Here is a 16,231-nt window from a genome sequence, read left to right on the forward strand (position 1 = left end):
CTCTCCCGCACGCGGGAGAGGGGCTAGCAATGCGTCGGCTGCCAGTGCACTAGCCCCTCTCCCGCGTGCGGGAGAGGGGTTGGGGTGAGGGCGCTTTTGCTCCGGCTTTTGCTCCGGCTTTTGCTCCGGCTTTTGCTCCGGCTTTTGCTCCGGCTTTTGCTCCGGCTTTTGCTCCGGCTTTTGCTCCGGCTTTTGCTCCGGCTTTCGCTCCGGCTTTCGCTCCGGCTTTCGCTCCGGCTTTCGCTCTTCAGCTTTTGACTTACCGGGCCCCTTCCGCAGCGACGGAGCTGGCAGGCAAGACCCCGAACGGGGCGACGCACACGGATGTGCGTCGTTTTTCGACGAGACATGGATGTCTCGTCGAAAAATCCTGCCAGCGGAGTGGACCCGCGTCGCGCAGCGGCGTGGGCGCGGAGGCAGGGTGTGCTTTCTTTTGGTTATCTTTTCTTTGCACAAGCAAAGAAAAGTAACTCGCTCCCCGAAGGGGAGTGAAAGCCTTGGCAGTTGCAGTTGCAGTTGCCAAAGCTAGAGCTAGAGCAGAGCTTTCGCCCACCTTCGGCGCGCGAGCGCACCTTGACCAGCCATTCGGCTGTTAAAGAGCTCTCCTTTGCTTGTGCAAAGAAACGTGGCCCAAAGAAAGCACACCCTGCCTACGCGCCTTCCGCGCTGCGCGCTCCAGGTTCACTCCGCCAGCGGGATTTTTCGCCACGACATCCCTGTCGTGGCGAAAAACGACGTGCATCCATGCACGTCGCCCTTCGGGTTCTTCCCACTGGCTCCGTCGCTGCGGAAGGGCCCCGGTGAGTCAACATCAAAGTCAAAGTCAGAAGCGACGGCAACGGCAACAGCGAAAGCTACCCCTCCCCGACCCTCCCCTTGCCTGCGGCAAAGGGAGGGAGTGGAGCTGCACTTGGCAACGGAGGGAGCGGCGCTCCGCCGCCCCGCAGACAAAACAAAAGCGGCGTTGCCGCGCCCCATCGACTTGAACTCCAGTCGACAGAACACCGCAACGCCGCTCGGCTTTTCAGCCGGTGAAAGCCCTTATTCGGACTTCCACCACATCATGAAGGCATCCCACAGACGCTTGAAGAAACCACCTTCTTCGACCGCCTGCACAGCCACCAGCGGCGCCTCGGCAACCACCTTGCCATCCAGCGACACCTTGACCGTACCGATCTGCTGACCTGCAGTGATCGGCGCCACCAACTGCTTCGGCACGTCCATCGACGGCTTCAGATCGTTGTAACGGCCACGCGGCACGCTCACCAGCATCGGCTGCGCCACGCCCAGCTGCACCTCATCGGCCGCGCCCTTCCACACATGCTGCGTAGTCACCGCCTTGCCCGGCTCATACATGCGATGGGTTTCGAAGAAACGGAAACCCCAGTTCAACAACGCCAGGCTGTCATCAGCGCGCTGCTTCTCCGAAGCACCACCCATCAACACCGCCACCAGACGCTGGTCGCCGCGCTGCGCCGAGCTCAGCAGGCAGTAACCAGCCGCCGAGGTGTGGCCGGTCTTGATGCCATCCACACTCTGGTCACGCCACAACAGCAGGTTGCGGTTCGGCTGGGTGATCTTGCCTACCGTGAATTCCTTGATCTTGTTGTACGCATAGGTCTCCGGATAATCACGCACGAAAGCGCGGCCCAGCAGCGCCAGATCATAGGCGCTGGACTGGTGACCCTCGGCGTTCAGGCCGTGTGCGTTGACGAAGTGCGAATCCTTCATGCCGATCTTGGCGGCGTAGCTGTTCATCAACGCCGCGAACGCTTCCTGGCTGCCGGCAGCATGTTCGGCCAGCGCGATTGCCGCGTCGTTGCCGGACTGGATCGCCATGCCCTTTTCCATGTCTTCCAGACGCGCGGTCTGGTTGACCGGGAAGCCGCTGTAGCTGCCATCGGTGCCTGCGCCGCCTTCGCGCCAGGCGCGCTCGCTCATCATCACCTGGTCGTCCGGCTTGATCTTGCCGGTCTTCATTTCCGCAGCCAGCACGTAGGACGTCATCACCTTGGTGATGCTGGCCGGCGGCAGCGGGGTATGGATGTTCTCGCCCGCCAGCACCTGGCCGGTGGCGTAATCCATCAGCACCCATGCCGTGGCGGTGGTCGGAACCGGGGCCGGCGGCGTCGCCACCTGCGCCGGAGCAGCAGCTGCGGCCGGTGCAGGCGTGGGCGTCGGGGTGGGCGTCTGGGCGGAGGCCAGACCCACGACGAGCGTGGTGGCCAGTGCAGCGGCGGCAAAACGGAATTTCATCGGACAGCGGTTCCTGATGGACGAGGAAGAAAAATTCGGGGAGTCATTGTAGGGCGACACCGGCCAGCTGGCGGCGCCCCGGTGTGCTGGGGTTAATCGCGGACCACTTGCGGCAGGCCAAACCCAAGACCGGCAATACGTCCGGCAAGTTCCGTGGCATTGCTGCTGTCACTGGCCGGTACACGCAGGCGCCACAGGGTGCGGCCACCACTGACGATGTCACTGAGGCTGGCACCGACGATACCCGCTGACGCCAGCTGGCCCAAGGCCCGCGCGGCATTGTCACGGCTGGAGAAACTGGCCACCTGCAACAGGATCGAGCCCAGCGCGCGCGCGGCGGGATCGGCCGGTACGGTCTTCGGTGGCGGACCCGCCGCAGCCCTCGCCGCTGCGGCCGAAGCCGAGGCCGTAGGCGGAGTGAACTGCAACAATTCCGACGATGCGGGCAGTGCCTGGACACTCACCGGAGCCGCTACCGTGCTGGCAGCACTGGTGGTCGCCGGACGACCGGTAGCGACGCGCACGCCGTTGTCCTTCATCCAGGCGTCGAAATGGTCGGCATTGCCGGCAACCGGGCGTGCCGGTGCGGCGGGCAACTTCTCGACCAGCTGGTCCATGCGGCTGGGGCTCGCCACTGCCGGCCGCGGTGCCGGCGCTGCGGCGGCAACCGTCGCCGCAGCCCGTTCACGACGGGCGCGACGGCTGTCGCCGGAGGCCTGCAGGTTCTCGCTGCCCGGGGTCAGGCCATGCACTTCGACCCGGCCGGTGCCGCGCTGGGTGATGCCCAGCCGCACTGCGGCGGCATAGCTGAGATCGATGACGCGACCTTCGTGGAACGGGCCACGGTCGTTGACCCGCACGATCACAGACTCACCGTTGTCCAGGTTGGTCACCCGCGCGAAACTCGGCAGCGGCAAGGTCTTGTGCGCGGCGGTGAAGGCGTACATGTCGTACACCTCACGGTTGGAGGTGAGGCGGCCGTGGAACTTCTGCCCGTAGTACGAGGCGGTGCCCTGTTCCACGTAGTTATCGACACGGTCCATGATCTGGTATTGCTTGCCCAGCACCGTATACGGCGACCGATTGCCGACCGCCGAGCGCGCCTCGTTGGTCACCACCGGCTCGGGAATACAGTCCACATTGGGTATATAGCTCGGCGTGGAGTCGCTTACACCGGGCTTGTACAGGCCGCCAGCGGTGTAGTTGCCACGGGTGGACAGGTCTTCCTGCGCCTTGGCATAAGGCGAACCCTCAGGGCATTCACCGCGTGCACTGCCACGCCCGTGCACCACCGTCGCCGGCCGCGATGCCGAGCTGGCACCCGCCGTACCGGATGACGACTTCTTGGGGGCGCTGCTGCAGGCGGCCAGCCCGAGCACGATCAACGCAGGGACCAGCCACTTGATGTTCATGCCGGGGGAAGCTCCTTGCCGGCGATGGCCTGGGACAGCTGGAACACGGCCATCGCGTACATTTTGGAGATGTTGTAACGGGTGATCGCGTAGTAGTTCTGGAAGCCCAGCCAGTACTGCTTGCCGTCGCTGCCTTCAAGCGTCACCGGGGTGGCTTTGGCATTGACTGCACGCACAGGGGTGACCGGCTGGTAGCCACGCGCCGCCAGCTCGCTGACGGTATAGGCCGGGGTCCAGTCGGCGGGATTGAATTCCTCGAAGCCAGCCTGCAGCGTCGCCGGTACCGCCACGGTGCCGCCACGGATCCAGCCGCCCTTCTTGACGAAGTAATTGGCAATGGACGAGAAGACGTCGTCGTAGCTGTTGAACAGGTCACGGCGGCCATCGCCATTGCCGTCCACCGCGAAGTCCAGGTAACTGGACGGCATGAACTGGCCCATGCCCATCGCCCCGGCGTAACTGCCCTTGAGCGTGGTGATGTCGAGCTTCTCCAGCGCACTCAGCTCGAACAGCTTGGCCAGCTCGTCGCGGAAGAACAGTTCGCGGCGCACTTCGCGCTCGAGCTTGGCCGGGTCGCCGGTACGCGGGTATTTGAAGGCCAGCGTGTACAGCGCGTCGAGCACGCGGTGGTTGCCGGTATTGCGGCCGTAGCTGGTTTCCACACCAATGATGGAGACGATCACTTCGGCGGGCACGCCGGTGCGTTCCTGCACCCGCATCAGCTCATCGCGGTGCTCGGCCAGGAAGGCACGACCACCGTCGATGCGGGCCTGGGTGATGAACATCGGCCGGTATTCGTTCCACGGCTTGACCCGCTCGGCCGGACGCGACATCGCGGCGATGATCGGTTCGCGGATCTGCGCCTGCGCCAGGGTGCTTTCGATATAGGCCGGATCGATGCCGTACTTCGCCGCCGTATCGCGCACGAAGTTGGCGCGGGCGGTTTCGAACGGCACCGGCGTCAGGTCGACCGGCGGCAACGCGGTCTTGGCCTCGGGTACGGCTTCGGCCGGGCCGGTACTCGGCTTGACCGGAGTTTCCGCCGGGGCCGGCAGAGGTGCAGGAGTCTTCGGCTGGGTTGCGCAGGCAACCATGCCGAGGGTGAGGCAACAAACCAGGGCGCGTCTAATCATCGGGCGAGATTAGCAGGTCAAAGATGAATTTCCTGCAATAACACCATGAAACACAACAGGATTGAAGCGAAAAATACGCTACGCCGATCCGCACCGAAGCCCCTCGGATTCACGCTATTCGATGAATAGGCAAAGCGATGCCGCCGATTGTGGACCGGCAATCTGGCCCGGAAAGGATCGTGGCCAAGCCGGCCAGGCAAAAAAGGAGCGTCGGTCATCTCCCCATCCCGCTGAGATGACCGACACTCGCGTCAGCGTCCGGGGGACCCGGGACGACGGCTCCCCCCGTCATCCCGCCAGATGCCAACCTGCCAACTGCCCCATACGGCGAGCCAGCAGTCACAGCGCGGACAGCGCGCCGGTGACGGGGCGTAGTGTGAAGGTTTGGTAAAGCCAGGTGTTTGATCTGGATCAAAGCTCACAATATTGCCGCGGATAAATGGACGAACCACGCAACAGCATTGCGCTAGCCGCCGTGCACCGGCCGGTGCGCACGTACCGCCATCACCAGCCCGAAGCCGGCCAGCAACGACACCGCCGAGGTACCGCCGTAACTGATCAACGGCATCGGCACGCCCACTACCGGCAACAGGCCGGAGATCATGCCGCCGTTGACCAGGATGTAGACGAAGAACGCCAGACCGGTCGCGCCCGCCAGCAGCCGCGAGTAGGTATCGCGCGAATCCACCGCGATCCACAGGCAGCGGCCGATCACGAACAGATACAAGGCCAGCACCACCGCCACACCGATCCAGCCGTACTCCTCGCTCAGTACCGAGAACGCGAAGTCGGTGGTCTGTTCGGGAATGAAGTTCAGGTGCGACTGTGAGCCAAGGCCCCAGCCCTTGCCGGTGAGCCCACCGGAACCAATGGCGATCTTGGACTGGATGATGTTCCAACCCGCACCGAGCGCATCGCTCTCCGGGTCGAGGAACATCATGATGCGGTCCTTCTGGTACGGCCGCAGCAGCCAGAACCAGGCCACCGGCGCGGCCGCGGCAACACCGCCCACGCCCACGCCCACCCACCACCACGGCAGGCCGGCCAGCAACAATACAAAGGCACCGCTGGCGGCAATCAGCACGCCGGTGCCGAAGTCAGGCTGCAACATCACCAACCCGGTCGGCACACCAATGATCACCGCTGCCACCAGCACCACCGGGATACGCGGTGGCAAGGGCATGCGGTTGAGATACCAGGCCACCATCATCGGCAGGCTGACCTTCAACAACTCGGCCGGCTGCAGGTAGAACAGGCCCAGGTTCAACCATTGCCGTCCGTACTTGCCGGTGCCGAGCACGAACACCGCCAGCAGTGGCAGCATCGACAAGGCATAGATCATCGGCGTCCACGCGCGGATGCGCAGGATCGACACCCTCGAGATCGCCCACATCGCCACCAGGCCCACCGCGAAGCGCGCGCCCTGCGCCATCACCAGGCCACTGCCACCGGCACTGTCCAGCACCGACAGGCCAATCACCATCAAGGCGAGCAAGGCAAACAGCAACGGCCAGTCCAGGCCACGGGTCAGGCGCTGACCCATCTCCAACGCCCAGCGCAGGAAATCCCTCATCGGCGCACCTCCGCTGAGGTTGTCGCCGGCAGCGCCGGGCGTGCAGCTGCCGGCGCAACACCGGACAGCGCCTCGGGCACTGGCTGCGGCGGCGTGCCTGGCAGCGGTGCCGGAGCACCAACCATGATCGGCAGATCGGCGAACTGCGGTGCTACCAGCTCACCGCGCGCGCGCCAGCTGGCATCTTCGGTATCGAAGGTCGCCACGCCCACCGCCACCGTGCCGCGCTCGGCATCCAGCGGCTGCAGGCCTTCGGGCATCACCCCAAGCAACCATGCATCAAACACCTTGCGTGCGATCGGCGCGGCGGCCGAACCACCGTAGCCGCCGCCTTCCACTGCGATGGCAATCGCGATCACCGGTTCTTCGGCCGGTGCGAAACCAACGAACAGCGCGCGATGGCGCAGGTGCATCGGCAGGCTGCGCGGGTTCAACGCGGCCGTGCCCTTGCGGCTGATGACCTGCGCGGTACCGGTCTTGCCAGCCATGAGGTACTGCGCACCGGCAGCCACACGCCAGCCACTGCCGCCGGGCTGCATGGTGCCCATCATGCCCTCGCGCACTGCCTGCACATTGGCCGGATTGGGACTGATCGGCCTGCTCGCCGGCTGCGGCGTTGGCGCCCAATCGTGGTCGAAACCGGCGCGCTGCTCCATCACCAGGTGCGGCGTGCGCAACTGCCCGGTCGCCAATCCACCGACACCGCGCACCAGTTGCAGCGGCGTCACCTTCCACAGGCCCTGGCCGATGCTGGCATTGACCGTGTCGCCTGGATACCAGCGTTCCTTGTTGGCCTTCAGCTTGGCTGCCGGCGACGGCAGGATGCCGCCGATCTCACCGGCCAGGTCGATGCCGGTGGGTTGGCCGAAGCCGTAGCGGTTGCCCATGTAGTCGTCATAGCGCTCGATGCCCATGTCGATACCGAGCTGGTAGTAATAGGTGTTGACCGACTGCGAGATGGATTTGCGCAGGTCGGTCCAGCCATGGCCGCCACGGTTGGCGTCACCCCAGCCACGGCTCACGCCGGGCAGGTAGAACATGCCGCGCGACAGGATCTTGTCTTCCGGCCTGCGCAAACCACTGTCCAGGCCGGCCAGGCCGAGGAAGGGCTTCACCGTCGAACCTGGCGCCACACCGCCCAGCACCAATCGGTTGAACTGCGGCCGTGAGGGGTTCTCGTTGAGCGCCTTGAAATCGGCGTGGGAAATGCCGTTGACGAACAGATTGGGATCGAACGAAGGCAGGCTGACCATGGCCAGGATTTCGCCGGTGCGCGGATCGATCGCCACCGCCGAGCCTTCCTGCTCGCCGAACGCCGCCACCATGGCGCGCTGCAGGTCGGCATCGATCGACAGGCGCAGATCAGTGCCCGACTGCGCCGGCACCCGCCCGACCGTGCGGATCGCACGGCCCTGCACATTGGTCTCGACCTGCTCGTAGCCGATCTTGCCGCGCAGCTGGGTCTCGTAGAAGCGCTCCAGCCCGGACTTGCCGATGTGGGTCAGCGCTGCATTGCCCTCGCCCAGTTCTTCCAGATCCTTGTCATCGACCCGGCCGACGTAGCCGATGATGTGGCCGAACAGATCGCCATACGGATAGCGACGGGTCAGATAGGGCTCGAGCTCAACGCCCGGGTAGCGCCAGCGGTCCACCGCGAAGCGCGCCATCTCGTCGTCGCTGACCCGTAGCTTCAACGTCACCGGCATGAAGCCACGGCGCGCCTTGCGCGATTGCTTGAAGCGCTCGATGTCCTCCTCGCTGAGCGAGAAGATCTTCTGCAGCCCGGCCAGGGTGGCATCCATGTCCGCGACCTTGTCGGCGGTCACGTCCAGGCGGAAGGCAGGCACGTTCTCGGCCAGCAGGCGACCGTTGCGGTCGTAGATCAGGCCACGCCCCGGCACCACCGGCCGCGCCTTGATGCGATTGGCCTCGGAGCGGGTGGCGTAGATGTCGTGGTCCAGCACCTGCAGCTTGAAGTACCAGCCGGCGAGGAAACCCAGGGTCAGCAGCACACCCAGGAAGCCGATCGCGGCACGCCGCCGGAACTGCTCGGCCTCCGCATGCGTGTTCTTGTGCTGGCGGCGCGGCGCCATCGTCAGCGCCCGCGCTTGCCCAGCCGCACCGCATCCAGCAGCACATACAGCGGCAGCCACAAGGCCATGCCCAGCAGCGGTGCCACCCAGTAGCTCCACGGCAGCATCGGCTCGCCCACCAGCAGGTGGATGGCAGCATCGATCACGCGGTCATTGAACAGCAACCCGCCCATCGCCAAGGCCTGCTGCGACAGCGGGAAGAAACGGATGCGCGCACGGAAGCGCTGCAGGATGAAGGCCATCACCACCAGCCGCAGCGCCTGCTCACCCAGAATGCCGCCAAACATCACATCGGCCAGCAGGCCAATGCAGAACGCAAAGCCCAGCCCAACCTTGTCCGGGGTCTCGATCACCCAGTAGGCCAGCACCAGCGCAAGCCAATACGGGCGCGCCGGCAACAGCAGTTCGGGCAGCGGAATCAGCGCCAGCAGCAAGGCCAGCACGAAACTGACCGGCATCACCCAGCCCTTGGTGCGCAGGCGACTCATGGGCGCACCTGCGGCGGGGTCGGGTTGTCAGTGGTCACTGGTGTTGCCGGGCTTGCGGATTCGTTGGCTGGCGTTGTCGCCGGGACGGGCGCCTGGCCTGCCGCTGCCGGCTCGCTCGCTGGCGTGCTGGTCGGGGCCTGCGTGGTCGCAGCCGGAGGGCTGGTGGCGGTACTGGAGGCAGGAACAACGGCAGCTGCCGCGCCCATGCGGTTGACCGGGGCGGCGGATGGACCGCCCGCGGCCGCGGCTTCCGGCGCCGATTCGATTGCAGTGCTGTCGGGCAGTTGCGGCAGCGCCGGTACCGAACGCAGCAGCAGCACGTTGCGGCCACGGTCCAGCTTGGCCGCCGGCTCCAGTTCGCCGACCAGGAAGGCGTGGGTGTCGTCCGGACGCAGCTTCAGGATCTTGCCGACCGGGAAGCCGGCCGGGAAACGCCCACCCAGACCGGAAGTGACGATCTCATCGCCGACTTCCACGCCCGCGCTGAGCGGAATATCACGCAGTTCCAGCCGGTCGCCACGGCCGTAGACAATCAGCCGCACGCCATTGCGTGCCACCGCCACCGGCACCGCATGGTCCGGATCGGTCAGCAACAGCACCGTCGAATGCGCTGGCGTCACCGCGATCACCTGGCCCATCAGGCCACCGGCATCGATCACTGCCTGGCCGACATGCACACCGGCACGGCTGCCTGAATCCAGCACCAGGCGCTGTTTGACCGGGTCCAGGTCGATATCGAGGATGGGCGCCAGTTGCACGTCCAGGCCATTGCGCTCGGCCACGTTGAGCAGCTCGCGCAGCTGTGCGTTGTCCAGCGCCGCAGTCTGCAGGCGGGTCAGGCGCGCGTTGGCGATCAGCAGCTGGTTGCGCAGCTCGCGGTTTTCGCTGACCAGCTGGTTATGGCTGGCCGCGTTGTCCTTGACCGACGCCCCTACCCGGCCCGGCACACCGGCCAGGGCCCAGATCGGCTGCACCAGCACATTGGCCTGGGCGCGCAGACGCGACATCCAGCCGCCCTGGTCGTCGAGCACGATCAAGGTGATGGCCAAGGCCAGGTACGCCAGCAGACGCAGCGTGCTACTGGCATCCCCCTGACGGGAGGCTACGGGAGGACCGGCGTAAGGGGGCACGACAGAAGGCTGGGAATGGGAAAGGAAGAATCAGGTATGGAAACGGCGCGACTGGCGTCACGCCGATGGTTCCGGGAAATGGATGCTGGAGAGCGGAACGCGCTGCAGGGCACCCTGCCCCCCGTTACCGATTCCCCAGCCCCTGTTCCCTGCGGATCACTCCGGCGCAAAGAACTCGTTGCCGTGCATGTCCACCAGCTCCAGCGCACGACCGCCACCGCGGGCCACGCAGGTCAAGGGATCGTCGGCCACCTGCACGTGCAGGCCGGTTTCTTCGGAGATCAGGCGGTCCAGGTCACGCAGCAGGGCGCCGCCACCGGTCAGCACGATGCCGCGCTCGGCGACGTCGGCGCACAGTTCCGGCGGGGTCTGCTCCAGGGCCAGCTTGACCGCCGAGACGATGCCCGACAGCGGTTCATGCAGGGCTTCCAACACTTCGTTGGAACTGATCTTGATCATCTTCGGCACGCCCTCGGCGAGGTTACGGCCGGAGATTTCCATCTCGATCACTTCCGCCTGCGGGTAGGCGCAGCCCAGCTCCACCTTGATGCGCTCGGCGGTGGCTTCACCGATCAGCATGCCGTGGTTGCGGCGCACGTAATTGGTGATGGACTCGTCGAAACGGTCGCCGCCGATACGCACCGAGGCCGAATAGACAATGCCGTTCAGCGAGATGACCGCGACTTCGGTGGTGCCGCCGCCGATATCGATGACCATCGAACCGCGCGCCTCGGTAACCGGCATGCCGGCACCGATCGCAGCCGCCATCGGCTCTTCGATCAGGAACACATCACGCGCACCGGCCTCCTCGGCCGATTCCTTGATGGCGCGGCGCTCCACCTGGGTGGAGCCGGCCGGCACGCAGACCAGCACGCGCGGGCTGGGGCGCAGCACGCGCGACTTGTGCACCTTCTTGATGAAGTGCTTGAGCATCGCCTCGGTGTAGGTGAAGTCAGCGATGACGCCGTCCTTCATCGGGCGGATGGTGGTGATATGGCCCGGGGTACGGCCGAGCATCTGCTTGGCCTCGGCGCCGACGGCAGCCACCGAGCGGGTGCCACCGATGGCACGGTCCTGACGCACGGCCACGACTGACGGCTCGTTCAGCACAATGCCCTGGCCGCGCACATAGATAAGGGTGTTGGCCGTGCCCAGGTCAATGGACAGGTCATTGGAGAACATGCCACGCAGCTTCTTGAACATCTGGGAAGTGATCCTGAGGGGTGTCGCGCCCACGCCGGTTGGCGAAAAAATGGGCAGAAAATGAGGGCAGTTAGCCTATCAACCCACCCCCGCCCGAGCAAGGAAAATCCTAGTGAATTCTGGGCTTTCAACCACTCCGGGCAGCTGCGGTACATCCTTGCTTGTGGCCGTGGGCCGCCGCAGCCGGTAACCTTACGCACTTTGGCGCGCAGTCGCGCCGGGTCGACTGCGCGTGCGCGGCGGCTTTTTCCTTTTACGTATAGGCCTGTTCGCAATGTCCGCTTTGATCTGTGGTTCCCTTGCCTTTGACACCATCATGGTGTTCCCGGACCAGTTCAAGAACCACATCCTGCCGGACAAGGTGCACATCCTGAATGTGTCGTTCCTGGTGCCGCGCATGCGTCGCGAACTAGGTGGCTGCGCCGGCAACATCGCCTACAACCTGAAGCTGCTGGGCGGCAGCCCGATCCCGATGGGTACCGTGGGCCAGGACTTCGGTCCGTACCGTGAGCACTTCGAGCGCATGGGCATCGACCTGAGCCAGGTACGGGTGCTGGAAGACATGTTCACCCCGCAGTGTTTCATCACCACCGACCACGACAACAACCAGATCACCGCCTTCCACCCGGGCGCGATGATGCGTTCGCACGAGAACCACGTGCGCGACGTGCCGGGCGTCACCTTCGGCATCGTTGCCCCGGACGGCCGCGAAGGCATGATCCAGAACGCCGCCGAGTTCGTGGAATGCGGCATTCCCTTCATCTTCGACCCGGGCCAGGCGCTGCCGCTGTTCAACGGCCCGGAACTGCGCGAGTTCATCGAGCAGGCCGACTACGTGGTGGTCAACGACTACGAGTCCAACCTGCTGCAGCAGCGCACCGGCTGGAGCGAGACCGACATCGTCGCCCGGACCAAGGCCTACATCACCACCCAGGGCCCGCGCGGCGCCATCATCCACACCCCGGAAAAGAGCTTCGACATCCCGCCGGCGCACGAGCGCCGCGTGGTCGACCCGACTGGCTGTGGCGACGCCTTCCGCGCCGGCCTGATCTTCGGCATCGAGAAGGGCATGGACTGGCTGACCGTCGGCCGCATGAGCAACCTGATGGGCGCGCTGAAGGTGGAACACCCGGGCACGCAGAACCAGCGCTTCGACTTCGCCGAGTTCAACGACCAGTTCAAGCAGCAATTCGGCTACGGCCTCTAAGAAAAACGGCGCCTCGGCGCCGTTTTTTTTCACGGGCCGCCGACCGTGCAACCGGCAAACCGTAACCGGTAGTGCCGAGCCATGCTCGGCAGAGGCCTTCCCGGCAATCCATCGGCCGCGCGAGATTTGTGGGAGCGGCGTAAGCCGCGAAGCTCCCACTCCATCAGGTTGCAGAGCACGCCTGCAATCCAGCATTGCCAGCTTCGCGGCTTACGCCGCTCCCACAGAGGCTCCACCGGTAACGCCCCAACCGAGCATGGCTCGGCTCTACCGGGATTCTCCAGCCCGCCACTGCTGCAGCAACTGCGCACAATCACGCAGTCGCCACTGCGCCATGCCCGGCCACGGATCATCCGGCAGATTGACCAGGATGCCCGGCACACCCGCCGCTTTCGCCGTGGCGAGATCGTAGTAATGGTCCCCGACCATCCGCATCTGCGCCGGCAGCACCTGCCAACGCTCGGCAAAGAACTGCAGCCCAGCCGGTGACGGCTTGGGCGCCACTTCCCAGCGGCCGATGATCTCATCGACAGCAAAACACTCCGCCACACCGATCGCCGCCAGCGTCACTTCGGCCAACTCACGCGCATTGCGGGTGAGGATGCCCAAGCGGCACCCATCGGCATGCAGCGCGCGGATCAGGGCCACCGCCCCCGGCGCCGCGACCGACGCTTCGGCCAGTTCCCGCTCGTGCTGCATCAGCCAGGCGTGACTGTCAGCAGCCTGCTGCGCCGGCAGGCTGGCCAGATGCTCAAGAATGTCCGCGCCGGATGGGATCTGCAGCTCACGCCGGATCAATTCGAAATCATGCACCGGCTCGGTCAGGGTGCCGTCCATGTCGAACACCCAATGGCGGCTGGCGGCGAGGTCGCAACGCCCCGCCACATCAGCGAGCACCGGCCTCAATCCCAGTTCGGCATCTGGCTGCCGTCCAAACCGCCAACCTCGAACACCGCCTTGCGGGTGCCACCGGCCAGCACCGGGAACTCGATCTCGATGACCTTGGCCTTGCGTGCCTGCCGCCACAGGCCGCGGTTGTCATCGATGAACATGGCAATGGCCTCATCGGTATCCGGGCGATGCGCGGCCATGTTGCGGGCCGGCGCACCATCGACGCTGACCTTGACCTGGCAGGCGCGGTAGCAGGCCTTGGCGAAGTCACTGGACTGCAGCACCAGATAGGCGTGGCGCTTCCATTCCGGGTGATCACGGAACACCAGGTTCACCTGCTTGGCGCCGGTGCTGTCCACTTCCACGCGGTCCTTGCTGTAGATTGCCGCCGAGCGCTGGGTACCGCCCTTGACCGGCACCTGGTTGTAATTCCACAGGGCCTCCATGCGGCGCAGCTCACCGGCAGCCGCGGCCTTTTCGCGGACCTCGGCGAAGCCCGGCTCGATGCGTTTGGCGGTCTCCGAATCCGGAAACTGATCCAGCAACGCAGCACCGTGGATGCGTGCCTTCTCCCAATCGGTGGCGGTGATCGCAGCGTCGTACAGCTTGCCGATGCCTTCGGCGTCCGCTTCGCGCTTGGCCCGCTCCTGGGCGGCGGCGGCCTCTTGTTGCTGGCGCTCGGCCTCCGGGTTGCTGCAGGCAGTCAGGGCAAAGACGCAAAGGGCGCCGAGGATCAGGGGTTTCATCAAACAGCTCCAGTGAACGGGGCGCGTGGTGAGCGCGATGGGCTTCACTTTAGAGCATGTTGGGGACTCGGGAGTCGCTTTGGCTTTGGTTCTTATGCCGTCATCCCCGCGCAGGCGGGGATCGCTCTGGCTCTTTGGCTTCGCGTAACAGCAAATGCAAAGGCAAGGGCAACAACAAGAGCGATTCCCGCCTACGCGGGAATGACGGCACTGGAAGCAACATCAACGGCAACAACTACCACCGCAGCCCTCACTCCTCACCCACCCGCCACCAATGCGTCGAAGGCGCAGGCGCACGGATATCCAGCCGCTCGCCCATCTGCGGTGCGGTCAACACCACCCCCTGCTCCGCCGCCAGTGCGGTAATCCGCTCGAACGGCTCGGTCCAGGGATGCAAAGCCAGGTCAAACGTACCGTTATGGATCGGCATCATCACCTTGCCGCGCACATCCAGATGCGCCTGCAGACTCTGCTCCGGCTGCATATGCACGCCTGGCCACTGTTCGTCGTAAGCACCGGTCTCGACCATCGCCAGGTCGAACGGGCCGTAACGCTCGCCGATCTTCGCAAAGCCGTCGAAGTAACCACTGTCGCCACTGAAGAAAATGCGCGTGCGGCCGGTATCGATCACCCACGATGCCCACAAGGTGCGGTTGCTGTCGGACAAACCGCGACCGGAGAAGTGCTGCGCAGGTGTTGCCGCGATTCTCAGGCCTTCCACCCGCGTTTCCTGCCACCAGTCGAGCTGGGTGATCTTCTCCTGCGGCACGCCCCAGGCCAGCAGGCGATCGCCCACACCCAGCGCGGTGACGAAGTGCCGCACTTTCGGCGCCAGCGCCAACACTGCATCGTGATCGAGATGATCGTAGTGGTCGTGCGAGATGATGACACCGGTGATCTCTGGCAGTTCCTCGATCGACAACGGCGGCGCATGGAAGCGCTTCGGCCCCATGAACGAGAACGGTGACACCCGCTCGGAGAACACCGGATCGGTCAACCAGAAGTGTCCGTCCAGCTTCATCAGCATGGTCGAATGGCCCAGCCGCCACAGGCTGTCGTCCGGTGCGTCCAGCAAGGCCTGCCGGGTCAAGGCATGTACCGGAATCGCCACCTGCGGCGTGGCATCGGCCGGCTTGTCGAACAGGAAGCGCCACCACACCTTCACGCCACGCACGAAACCAAGCGGGGCCTGCTTGGCCACGTTGTGGAAACGCCCCTCGCCGTATTGCGGCGACTGGTCGTAGGAAGCGGCAGGATGCGCGCCGCAGGTCAGCAGGCCAATGGACATGGCAATCAGCACCGTAATGAGAAGGAGGAAACGAGGCAGGCGACGCTTCATGGCTGGGCTTGCCGGTAAAAGTACACTGGCGAGTCTACTTCCATTTCAAGGAAAGTAAACTGAACGGTGTAAAATGAGCGGATGACCGACGCCAAGCGCCCCCTCCGCCTGACCGACCGCAAACGCGAAGCCATCCTGCGCGCGGCAGTGGCCGAGTTCCGCGAACTGGGCTTTGCCGGCACCAGCATGGACCGCGTCGCCGCCGCCGCCGAGGTGTCCAAGCGCACGGTCTACAACCACTTCGCCAGCAAGGACGAGCTGTTCACCGCCATCCTCTGGCAGCTGTGGGAGGCCAGCCAAGCGCTGGACGCGCTGGCCTACGATCCGGCCCGGCCATTGCGCGAGCAGTTGCTGGCCTTCGTCGCGCAGAAACTGCGCCTGCTCAGCGACGCCAGCTTCATCGACCTGTCGCGAGTGGCCATGGCCGAGCTGGTGCATGCACCGGAACGGGCACGGGTGATGATGGACAAGCTGGCCGAGAAGGAAGAAGGCCTGACCACGTGGATCCGCGCCGCACAGGCCGACGGCCGCCTGCGCGACGATATCGCCCCGGCCGACGCCGCCCACCAGCTGCAGGGCATGGTCAAGGCGTTCGCGTTCTGGCCACAGATCGCGATGGGTGCCACGCCCTTGGACGCCAGCGCGCAGCAGCGGGTGATGCACGACTGCGTGGACATGTTCCTGGCGGTGCGCGCGCTCACGCCCTGAGTGCAGCGCACGCCCACTCCGGCAGCCAGCAGCCTGCTGCAGGAATCATCCC

The 16,231-nt window shown here is 65.2% G+C and carries 13 protein-coding genes; 2 read left to right on the forward strand and 11 right to left on the reverse strand.

Annotated elements, in window-relative coordinates:
* Nucleotides 1–1,041 precede the first annotated feature (1,041 nt).
* The 8 genes from AC13FW_RS18810 to AC13FW_RS18845 form a co-directional block, all read right to left on the reverse strand.
* Nucleotides 1,042–2,256: a D-alanyl-D-alanine carboxypeptidase family protein gene (locus AC13FW_RS18810; RefSeq protein ID WP_282271535.1), complete on the reverse strand. Its 1,215-nt coding sequence runs from the start codon at nucleotides 2,254–2,256 to the stop codon at nucleotides 1,042–1,044.
* Nucleotides 2,257–2,348: 92 nt separating this feature from the next.
* Nucleotides 2,349–3,299, reverse strand: coding sequence for a septal ring lytic transglycosylase RlpA family protein (locus tag AC13FW_RS18815; protein WP_482990113.1), 951 nt, complete (start codon nucleotides 3,297–3,299; stop codon nucleotides 2,349–2,351).
* Between the two features lie 365 nt (nucleotides 3,300–3,664).
* Nucleotides 3,665–4,801, reverse strand: coding sequence for a lytic murein transglycosylase B (gene mltB, locus AC13FW_RS18820; protein WP_482990080.1), 1,137 nt, complete (start codon nucleotides 4,799–4,801; stop codon nucleotides 3,665–3,667).
* Between the two features lie 466 nt (nucleotides 4,802–5,267).
* Nucleotides 5,268–6,374, reverse strand: a complete 1,107-nt coding sequence (gene rodA / locus AC13FW_RS18825; RefSeq protein WP_282271529.1) for a rod shape-determining protein RodA — start codon at nucleotides 6,372–6,374, stop codon at nucleotides 5,268–5,270.
* The gene (mrdA, locus tag AC13FW_RS18830; RefSeq protein WP_482990081.1) at nucleotides 6,371–8,467 is read right to left on the reverse strand and encodes a penicillin-binding protein 2; all 2,097 of its coding nucleotides are present in this window, start codon (nucleotides 8,465–8,467) and stop codon (nucleotides 6,371–6,373) included. Before mrdA ends, rodA begins: the two co-directional genes overlap by 4 nt.
* Nucleotides 8,468–8,469: 2 nt before the next feature.
* Nucleotides 8,470–8,955: a rod shape-determining protein MreD gene (gene mreD / locus AC13FW_RS18835; RefSeq protein WP_282271525.1), complete on the reverse strand. Its 486-nt coding sequence runs from the start codon at nucleotides 8,953–8,955 to the stop codon at nucleotides 8,470–8,472.
* Nucleotides 8,952–10,085, reverse strand: a complete 1,134-nt coding sequence (gene mreC, locus AC13FW_RS18840; RefSeq protein WP_482990082.1) for a rod shape-determining protein MreC — start codon at nucleotides 10,083–10,085, stop codon at nucleotides 8,952–8,954. The genes mreD and mreC overlap by 4 nt, the downstream gene beginning before the upstream one ends.
* 156 nt (nucleotides 10,086–10,241) lie before the next feature.
* The gene (locus tag AC13FW_RS18845) at nucleotides 10,242–11,288 is read right to left on the reverse strand and encodes a rod shape-determining protein (RefSeq protein ID WP_005419402.1); all 1,047 of its coding nucleotides are present in this window, start codon (nucleotides 11,286–11,288) and stop codon (nucleotides 10,242–10,244) included.
* A gap of 274 nt (nucleotides 11,289–11,562) precedes the next feature.
* Here AC13FW_RS18845 and AC13FW_RS18850 point away from each other — a divergent pair, with 274 nt between their 5' ends.
* A complete protein-coding gene (locus AC13FW_RS18850) occupies nucleotides 11,563–12,495 on the forward strand; it encodes a carbohydrate kinase family protein (RefSeq protein WP_282271521.1) in 933 nt (310 codons plus the stop codon).
* Between the two features lie 267 nt (nucleotides 12,496–12,762).
* Here the strand turns inward: AC13FW_RS18850 and AC13FW_RS18855 are convergent, their stop codons facing one another.
* The 3 genes from AC13FW_RS18855 to AC13FW_RS18865 all read right to left on the reverse strand — a co-directional run bounded on the left by AC13FW_RS18855 (nucleotide 12,763) and on the right by AC13FW_RS18865 (nucleotide 15,420).
* Nucleotides 12,763–13,332, reverse strand: coding sequence for an HAD family hydrolase (locus AC13FW_RS18855; RefSeq protein WP_482990114.1), 570 nt, complete (start codon nucleotides 13,330–13,332; stop codon nucleotides 12,763–12,765).
* Between the two features lie 65 nt (nucleotides 13,333–13,397).
* On the reverse strand, nucleotides 13,398–14,132 hold the full coding sequence (locus AC13FW_RS18860) for a hypothetical protein (protein ID WP_482990083.1): 735 nt from the start codon (nucleotides 14,130–14,132) through the stop codon (nucleotides 13,398–13,400).
* A gap of 250 nt (nucleotides 14,133–14,382) precedes the next feature.
* Nucleotides 14,383–15,420: an MBL fold metallo-hydrolase gene (locus AC13FW_RS18865; RefSeq protein ID WP_482990084.1), complete on the reverse strand. Its 1,038-nt coding sequence runs from the start codon at nucleotides 15,418–15,420 to the stop codon at nucleotides 14,383–14,385.
* Nucleotides 15,421–15,552: 132 nt separating this feature from the next.
* On the opposite strand from AC13FW_RS18865, the gene AC13FW_RS18870 reads away from it, so the two are divergent.
* On the forward strand, nucleotides 15,553–16,179 hold the full coding sequence (locus AC13FW_RS18870) for a TetR/AcrR family transcriptional regulator (protein ID WP_482990085.1): 627 nt from the start codon (nucleotides 15,553–15,555) through the stop codon (nucleotides 16,177–16,179).
* Nucleotides 16,180–16,231 lie beyond the last annotated feature (52 nt).

Source organism: Stenotrophomonas sp. 21LCFQ19 (genome assembly GCF_056861425.1).